This window comes from Angustibacter aerolatus, assembly GCF_054776675.1.
This window is the reverse complement of sequence record NZ_BAAHBM010000125.1, coordinates 1-7357: the sequence shown is the minus strand read 5'-3', so window position 1 is coordinate 7357 and position 7357 is coordinate 1. Positions and strand designations below refer to the sequence as shown.

The 7357-nt window shown below is 76.3% G+C and carries 5 protein-coding genes and 1 pseudogene; 5 read left to right on the top strand and 1 reads right to left on the bottom strand.

Annotated features, from left to right (window positions below; translation table 11 throughout):
• From ACYVI6_RS17495 to ACYVI6_RS17475, 5 genes and pseudogenes are all read left to right on the top strand, one after another.
• Nucleotides 1-268 (top strand): annotated as a pseudogene (locus ACYVI6_RS17495) (NADH-quinone oxidoreductase subunit L); the annotation flags it as partial.
• Nucleotides 265-1806 carry a complex I subunit 4 family protein gene (locus ACYVI6_RS17490; protein WP_460447593.1) on the top strand — a complete coding sequence of 514 codons (1542 nt, stop codon included), beginning with the start codon at nucleotides 265-267 and terminating at the stop codon, nucleotides 1804-1806. The pseudogene ACYVI6_RS17495 and the gene ACYVI6_RS17490, both read left to right, overlap by 4 nt.
• Nucleotides 1806-3290 (top strand): NADH-quinone oxidoreductase subunit N, encoded by a 1485-nt coding sequence (locus ACYVI6_RS17485; RefSeq protein ID WP_460447592.1) that lies wholly within the window; start codon nucleotides 1806-1808, stop codon nucleotides 3288-3290. The genes ACYVI6_RS17490 and ACYVI6_RS17485 overlap by 1 nt, the downstream gene beginning before the upstream one ends.
• 127 nt (nucleotides 3291-3417) lie before the next feature.
• Nucleotides 3418-4281, top strand: coding sequence for a zinc metalloprotease HtpX (gene htpX, locus ACYVI6_RS17480; protein WP_460447591.1), 864 nt, complete (start codon nucleotides 3418-3420; stop codon nucleotides 4279-4281).
• Between the two features lie 88 nt (nucleotides 4282-4369).
• Complete coding sequence (locus ACYVI6_RS17475) at nucleotides 4370-6697, top strand: esterase-like activity of phytase family protein (RefSeq protein WP_460447590.1); 2328 nt, start codon at nucleotides 4370-4372, stop codon at nucleotides 6695-6697.
• Nucleotides 6698-6706: 9 nt separating this feature from the next.
• On the opposite strand, the gene ACYVI6_RS17470 is transcribed toward ACYVI6_RS17475, so the two are convergent.
• Nucleotides 6707-7357: M15 family metallopeptidase (locus ACYVI6_RS17470; RefSeq protein WP_460447589.1), on the bottom strand; the 651-nt coding region annotated here is incomplete at its 5' end.

The following is a 7357-nucleotide window of genomic DNA, read 5'->3' as shown; positions in this document are numbered from 1 at the left end:
CCGCCGGGTGCGCCCCGAGCTGCTCGACGGCCTCGGCCTCGACGCGCTGCCCGGGCGGCTCGTCGTCCGCCCGGTGCAGGCCCTGGCCCGCGTCGTCCGGGCCGGTGACGACGACGTGGTCGACGGCTACGTGCGCGCCGCCGGCTGGGCCGCGCGCTGGGGCGGGCGCGGGCTGGTGCGCACCCAGACCGGCCGCCCGACGACGCAGCTGCTGTGGGTGGTGGTCGGCGGCCTCGTCGTCGCCGCGGTGGGGGTGGGGGTGCGGTGAGCGCGCTGCTGGTGCTGCTGGTCGGGCTGCCGCTGCTGGTCGCCGCCCTGCTGCTGCTGGTGCCCCGCTGGCAGATCGAGCCGGTCGCGGTGCCGGTCGGCGTGGTCACCGCGTCGGTCACCCTGCTCGCGTCGGTGCTGCTGCTCGCGGCGCGGCCCTGGCAGTCGCCCGACCCGGTCGCCGAGGTCGACGTCGCGTGGGTGCCCACGATCGGCGTCCGCCTGCACCTGCTGGTCGACGGCATCGCGCTGCCGCTGGTGCTGCTCACCGCCGTGCTCGGCCTCGCCGTGATGCTGCTGCTGTGCCGCCAGGTGCCCGGGGGCGGGTCGCCGCAGTCGCTGGTGGCGGCGCTGCTCGCCGTCGAGGGCGGCGCGCTGGCGGCCTTCACCGCGGCCGACCTCGTGGTGTTCTTCGTGGCGTTCGAGCTGGTGCTGGTGCCGATGTGGGCGGTGATCCGGGTCTGGGGTCACCGGCCCGAGCGCGACGAGGCCGCCAGCCGCTTCGTGCTCTACACCGCGCTCGGCTCGGTGCTGATGCTCGCCGGGCTGCTCGTCGTCGCGATCGGGGCGGGCACCACGGACGTCGTCCGGCTGACCGCCGCGCACGGGACGGGCCTCGACCGCACCACGCAGGTCGCCGCCGCCGTGCTGCTCGTGCTCGGCCTGGCGGTGAAGGTGCCGGTGCTGCCGCTGCACACCTGGTTGCCGCCGGCGCACACCGCCGCGCCCACCGTCGGGTCGGTGCTGCTGGCCGGGGTGCTGCTCAAGCTCGGCAGCTACGGCATGGTGCGGTTCGTCGTGCCGGTGGTGCCGCAGGGCTTCTCGGCGGTCGCGCCGGTGCTCGGTGCGCTGGGCGCCGCGGGCGTGCTGTGGGGCGGGCTGGTCTGCCTGCGCGAGCGCGACCTGAAGCGGCTCGTCGCGTACTCGTCCGTCGCGCACACCGGCTTCGTGGCGCTCGGCATCGCCAGCGGCACCCCCGAGGGGCTGCAGGGCGCGCTGTTCCTGAACGTCGCCCACGGGGCGATCTCGGCGCTGCTGTTCGTCGTCGCCGGGGCGCTGAAGGATTCTGGGCGCACCGGCGTCGGCGACGTGGGCGCCGGCCTGCGCGACCGCGCCCCGCGGCTCGGGGCGATGCTCGCCGTCGGCTGCGTCGCCGGGCTCGGCCTGCCCGGCCTCGCCGGGTTCTGGGGCGAGCTGCTCGCGGTGCTGGGCAGCTGGCACGGCCCGGCCGACGCCGAGCGCGACGGCGAGCCCGGGGTGGTGTTCTGGCGGGCGCTCGCGGTGCTGGCCGCCGTCGGCACCGCGCTCGCCGCCGCCTACCTGCTGCGGGTGCTGCGCCTGGTGTGGCACGGCGAGCGGCCGGACGACGCACCCGCGCAGCCGGTGGACGACGTACCCGAGGCCAGCTGGGCGGACGTCGCCGTCGGGCTCCCGCTCGTGGTCGCGATCGCCGCGCTCGGGCTGCTGCCGTCGCTGCTGCTCCGGGTCACCGAGCCCGGGGTGCGCGCGGTGCTCGAGGCCGTGCGGGGGGTCGTGTAGTGGGCGTCCCCTCCGTCGACTGGCTGGCCGTCGCGCCGGCCCTGCTGCCCGCGCTCGCCGCCGTGCTGGTGCTCGCGCTCGACGCGGTGCTCGGTCCGCGCCGTCCGGCGACGCGTGCGGTCACCGGCACCGTCGCCGTCGTCGCGCTGCTCGGTGCGCTGGCCGCGCTGGTGCCGCTGGCCCACCACGGGCGGCAGACCTTCTGCTTCGGCGACCCGGCGCAGGGGGAGTGCAGCTACGTCGCCTCGCCGCTCACCGGCTCGCTGCAGCTGGTCGTGCTGGTGGCGGCGCTGGGCTGCCTGCTGCTCTCGCTCGGTCCGGGCACGCCGCGGCGGCCGCGCACCGAGCACCTCACGCTGCTGCTCGCCGCGACGGCCGGGGCCTGCGCGCTCGCCGGTGCCCGCGACCTCGCCTCGCTCGTCGTCGCCCTCGAGACGTCGGCGCTGCCGATCGTCGGCATGGTCGGGCTGCGCCGCGACGGCCGGGGCGCCGAGGCCGCGGTGAAGCTGCTGCTCACGGCGGTGCTGTCGTTCGGGCTGCTCGCCCTCGGTGCCGCCCTGGTCTACGCCTCGACCGGCTCGCTGCTGCTCGGAGCGCCGGTCGACACCCGGCTCGGCGACCTGGCCGCCGTGCACGGGCTCGGGCTGGCGCTGCTGGTCGCCGGTGCGGCGTTCAAGCTGTCGCTGGTGCCGTTCCACCTCTGGACGCCGGACACCTACGCCGGCGCCCCGCTGCCGGTCGCCGCGTTCCTCTCGACCGTCTCGAAGGCCGCCGGGCTGACCGCGATCGTGCTGGTGCTCGGCGTCGGCGCCCCCGAGCGGTCGGCGCTGTGGGCCGCGCCGGTGGGCGGGCTCGCGGTGCTCACCATGACGGTCGGCAACCTCGTCGCGCTGCGGCAGCGCACCGCCGTCCGGCTGCTCGCGTGGTCGACCGTCGGGCAGGCCGGCTGGGTGCTGCTGCCGCTCGGCGGCGCGGTCGGGGCCGGACGCCTGGCCGGCGCCGTCGCCGCCTCCGTCGCCTACCTGCTCGCCTACGTGGTGGCCAGCCTGACGGCGTTCGGCGTCGTCACCCGGGTCGCGGCCGGGCACCCGCTCGGAGCCGCCCACGGCCTCGACGCCTACGACGGCCTGTGGCGCCGGCGCCCGGTCACCACGCTGGTGCTCGGGTTCGCCCTGCTCTGCCTGGCCGGGCTGCCGCCGGGCGTCATGGGGGTGCTGGCCAAGGTCGTCGCGCTGGTGCCGGTGCTCGGCGTCCGCGCCTGGGGGCTGGTCGCCGTCGCCGTGGTCAACGTCGTGCTCGGCGTCGCGGTGTACCTGCGCTGGGCGGCGCACCTCGTCGCGCGGCCCGACGACCCGCGCCCCGAGGTGCACCCCGGGGCCCGTCCCCAGCGGCTGGCGCTCGCGATGGCCGCGGCCGGCTGCCTGACGCTCTCGGTGCTGCCGGAGGGCCTGCTGGCGCTGCTCGGCTCGGCCGGCCTCGGCTGATCGGCGGACGCGGGGCCGCGGCGGGAACGGCACGCACCACCTCGGGCGTTGAGCCGAGCGACGGACCGCGGCCTCCAGCAGCAGGGGTGGCGCGCCACCACCACGACCCGAGGGAGCCTGTCGCACCATGCACCAGCACTTCAACGGGCTGAAGACCACGCTGCTGCTGGGCGGGATCTTCGGGCTGCTGCTGCTGGTCGGCGCGCTGCTGGCGGGTGGCCGGTTCATCTGGCTGTTCGCGCTGGTCGGCCTGGTGACCACGGCGATCGGGTACTGGAACAGCGACAAGATCGCGATCAAGGCGATGCGCGCCTACCCGGTGAGCGAGGTGCAGCAGCCGGCGATGTACCGGGTGGTGCGCGAGCTCTCGACGCGGGCCAACCAGCCGATGCCGCGGCTGTTCGTGTCGCCCACGCAGGCGCCGAACGCGTTCGCCACCGGCCGCAACCCGCGCAACGCCGCCGTCTGCTGCACCGAGGGCATCCTGCAGCTGCTCGACGAGCGCGAGCTGCGCGGTGTGCTCGGGCACGAGCTGATGCACGTCTACAACCGCGACATCCTCACCTCGTCGGTGGCCGCCGCGGTCGCCGGCGCCATCACGTCGGTGGCGCAGATCGGGCTGTTCTTCGGTGGCGGCTTCGGCGACGACGACGACCGGCCGAACCCGCTCGCCATGCTGCTCATCGCCCTCGCCGCACCGCTCGGCGCCACCGTCGTGCAGCTCGCGATCAGCCGCACCCGCGAGTACGACGCCGACGAGGACGGCGCCCGGCTCACCGGCGACCCGCTGGCCCTCGCCTCCGCCCTGCGCAAGCTCGAGCTCGGCACCCAGCAGCTGCCGCTGCCACCCGAGCGCGAGCTGGTCAGCGCCAGCCACCTGATGATCGCCAACCCGTTCCGCGGCGACGGTTTCAGCAGGCTGTTCAGCACCCACCCGCCGATGGCCGAGCGCATCGCCCGGCTCGAGGCGCAGGCCGGCTACCGCCGCTGAGGCGGTTCACCCGTCGGTCACCCGGCAGCCGCGCGGGCGACGCCGGGCGTCCGGCGCGTGGTCGCCACCCGCTGCCAGGTTCGTGGCCATGACGGCGAGGCGGACGACGGGTGTGCTGGTGGCGGGGCTCGCGACGGTGCTCGGGGGGCTGGGTGCGGCGGGTGCCTCCGCGCACACCCCCGCCCACGCACCCGGTCACGGCGGACCGGGCGGTCACGGCGAGCGCGCGTCGTCGTTCCAGCGCCTGGCCACCTACCCGGTGTACCTCAACCGCCCGGACGGCGAGCCCGCCGAGACCGAGACCGTCGCCGAGATCTCCGCCGTCACCACCGACGGCCGCACCCTGCTGTCGACCGACGGGGTGGGCAAGCGCATCCACCTCGTCGACATCAGCGACCCGCGCCGCCCCCGTGGCCTCGGCGTGCTGCCGCTCACCCGCGAGGGCGACGCCGAGGACGAGCCGACGTCGGTGGCCGTCGTCGGGGGCTACGCGCTGGTCGTGGTGAACACCAGCCCGTCGTACACCGCGCCGTCCGGCCGGCTCGACGTCGTGCGGATCAGCGACCGCACGACGGTGCGGTCCGTCCCGCTGGCCGGGCAGCCCGACTCGATCGCCGTCGCACCCTCCGGTCGGTACGCCGCGATCGCGATCGAGAACGAGCGCGACGAGGACGCCACCCCGCCCGGCGGCGAGGAGGGCGACCTGCCGCAGGCGCCGGCCGGCCTGGTGCAGGTGCTCGACCTCGCCGGGACGCGCCCGGCGTCGTGGGGCCTGCGCTCGGTGCCGCTCACGGACGCCGACGGCAGCGCCCTGCCCGCCCTCGCCGGGCTCACCGAGCCGACCGACCCCGAGCCGGAGTACATCACGATCAACCGTCGCGACCAGCTCGCGGTGACGTTGCAGGAGAACGACGGGGTCGTGCTGGTCGACCTGCCCACCGGCCGGGTGACGACGGCGTTCAGCGCTGGGTCGGTGGCCCTGACCGGCGTCGACACCGAGGACGACGACGTCATCGACCAGACCGGCAGCCTGCCGCCGCTGCCGCGCGAGCCCGACGGCATCGCCTGGGTCGACGACCGCTACGTCGCCACCGCGAACGAGGGCGACTGGCGCGGCGGCACCCGCGGCTGGAGCGTCTTCGACACCCGCACCGGCACGGTCGTGTGGGACGCGGGCAACACCTTCGAGCAGCTCGCGATCCGCTACGGACTGCACGACGACTCGCGCTCCGACAACAAGGGTGCCGAGCCGGAGAACGTCGTGGTCTCGACCCTCGGCGGCCGCCGCCTGGCGTTCGTCGGCGCCGAGCGCGGCAACTTCGTGGCGGTCTACGACCTCGCCGACCCGCGGCACCCGCGCTTCCGGCAGCTGCTGCCCACGACCAACGGCCCCGAGGGCCTCCTGGCGATCCCGTCGCGCGGGCTGCTGGTCACCTCCAGCGAGGTCGACGACGCCGCCGCGCGGGTGCGGGCCGGCATCGGGGTCTACGCGCTGCGCCGCGGCACGCAGGACCTGCCCTCGATCCGCAGCGCCGACGTGCACGGCGCGCCCATCGGCTGGGGTGCGCTCGGTGCGCTCAGCGCCGTGCCCGGCGCGCGGCACCGGCTGGTGTCCGTGACCGACGCGGCCTACGCCACGACGAAGGTGCTGACCATCGACACCTCGCGCCGTCCCGCCGTCATCACCCGGGAGCTGCCGGTGACGCGCGACGGCCAGCCGATCGGCCTCGACGCCGAGGGCGTCGCCGCGCGACGGGGCGGTGGCTACTGGCTCGGTGTCGAGGGCGCGAAGGGGCCGGGCAACCAGCTGGTGCGGCTCGACGCGCGCGGAGCGGTGCAGCAGGTCGTGCCGCTGCCGGCGGACGTCGCCGCCGGTCTCGGGGCGCAGGGCGTCGAGGGCGTCGCGGTGACCGACGACCGGGCGGGCGAGCACGTGCTCGTGGCGCTGCAGCGCGAGCTGTCGACCGACCCGAAGGGGGTCACCCGCATCGGCCGCTACGACGTCCGCACCGGCGCCTGGACGTGGTTCGGCTACCCGATCGGCACCACGACGACGTCGGGTGACTGGATCGGCGTCTCGGAGGTGACCGTCGTGGGTGGTCGCCGGCTCGCGGTGATCGAGCGTGACAAGCTGAACGGGCCGGACGCGCGGGTCAAGCGCGTCTTCACTGTCGACCTGCCCTCGACCGATCCCGCGCCCGGCACCCTCCCGGTGCTGCGCAAGCGACTCGCGCTCGACGTCCTGCCCTCGCTGCGGGCGACCGGCGGGTGGACGCAGGAGAAGCTCGAGGGGCTGACGATCGGCGGCGACGGGCGCGTCTACGCCGTCACCGACGACGACGGCCTCGACGACGCGACGGGCGAGACGGACTTCCTGCGGCTCGGGTCGGCGCGGTCGCTCTTCCGCCGCTCGTAGCGCAGGCGCCTAGCCGCGGTACTCCCAGTGCCACGGCTCGGGCTTGGAGCCGCCCTCACGGGCCCAGTCGGGGTGCACGAAGCCGAAGCCCGGCGCGTGCTGCTGCATCCAGCGGTGCTGCGCGCTGCCGAAGCACTCGACGCCGCCGCCGAGGTCGACCGCCAGGCCCCAGCCGTGCTCGCTGGTGCCCGGGGTCGCGGCCCACTCGCCCTTGCGCTGCTTCAGCTCCACCTGCTGGGGGAGGCTGCGGTACGAGTCGGTGATCGCGATCGGGGCACCGAACTGCGCGCGGTAGGCGCGCGACATGGCGTCGAACGCGGTGGCCGCCGGTGCCTGCAGGCGGTGCGCCCCGTGGGTGCCGGCGAGCGGTTGCAGCTGGCTCGCCGGGATCTGCCCGTTGGCGTACCCCGCCGTCGACAGGTGGCCGCCGCCCCCGGTGGAGCCCGCTGACGCCGCGTGGGCTGCTGCTGCCTCCTGCCGGCGCAGCTCGACCAGCTCGGCGTGCGTGCGGTCGGCCCGGGCGGCGAGCCGCCGGGCGCGCTCGGTGTGCCCGCGCTCCCAGCGGCGGGCATCCGCCACGGCGTCGGCGCCGTGGCGGGCGTGCCCGGCGGCCGTCGCCGCGGCCCGGGCGCAGCCGGCGAGGGCGGCCCGGTGCCGGTC

Coding starts and splice junctions, on each gene's coding strand:
- htpX (WP_460447591.1), top strand. CDS start 3,418: ATGCACCAGCACTTCAACGGGCTGAAGACCACGCTGCTGCTGGGCGGG.
- ACYVI6_RS17475 (WP_460447590.1), top strand. CDS start 4,370: ATGACGGCGAGGCGGACGACGGGTGTGCTGGTGGCGGGGCTCGCGACG.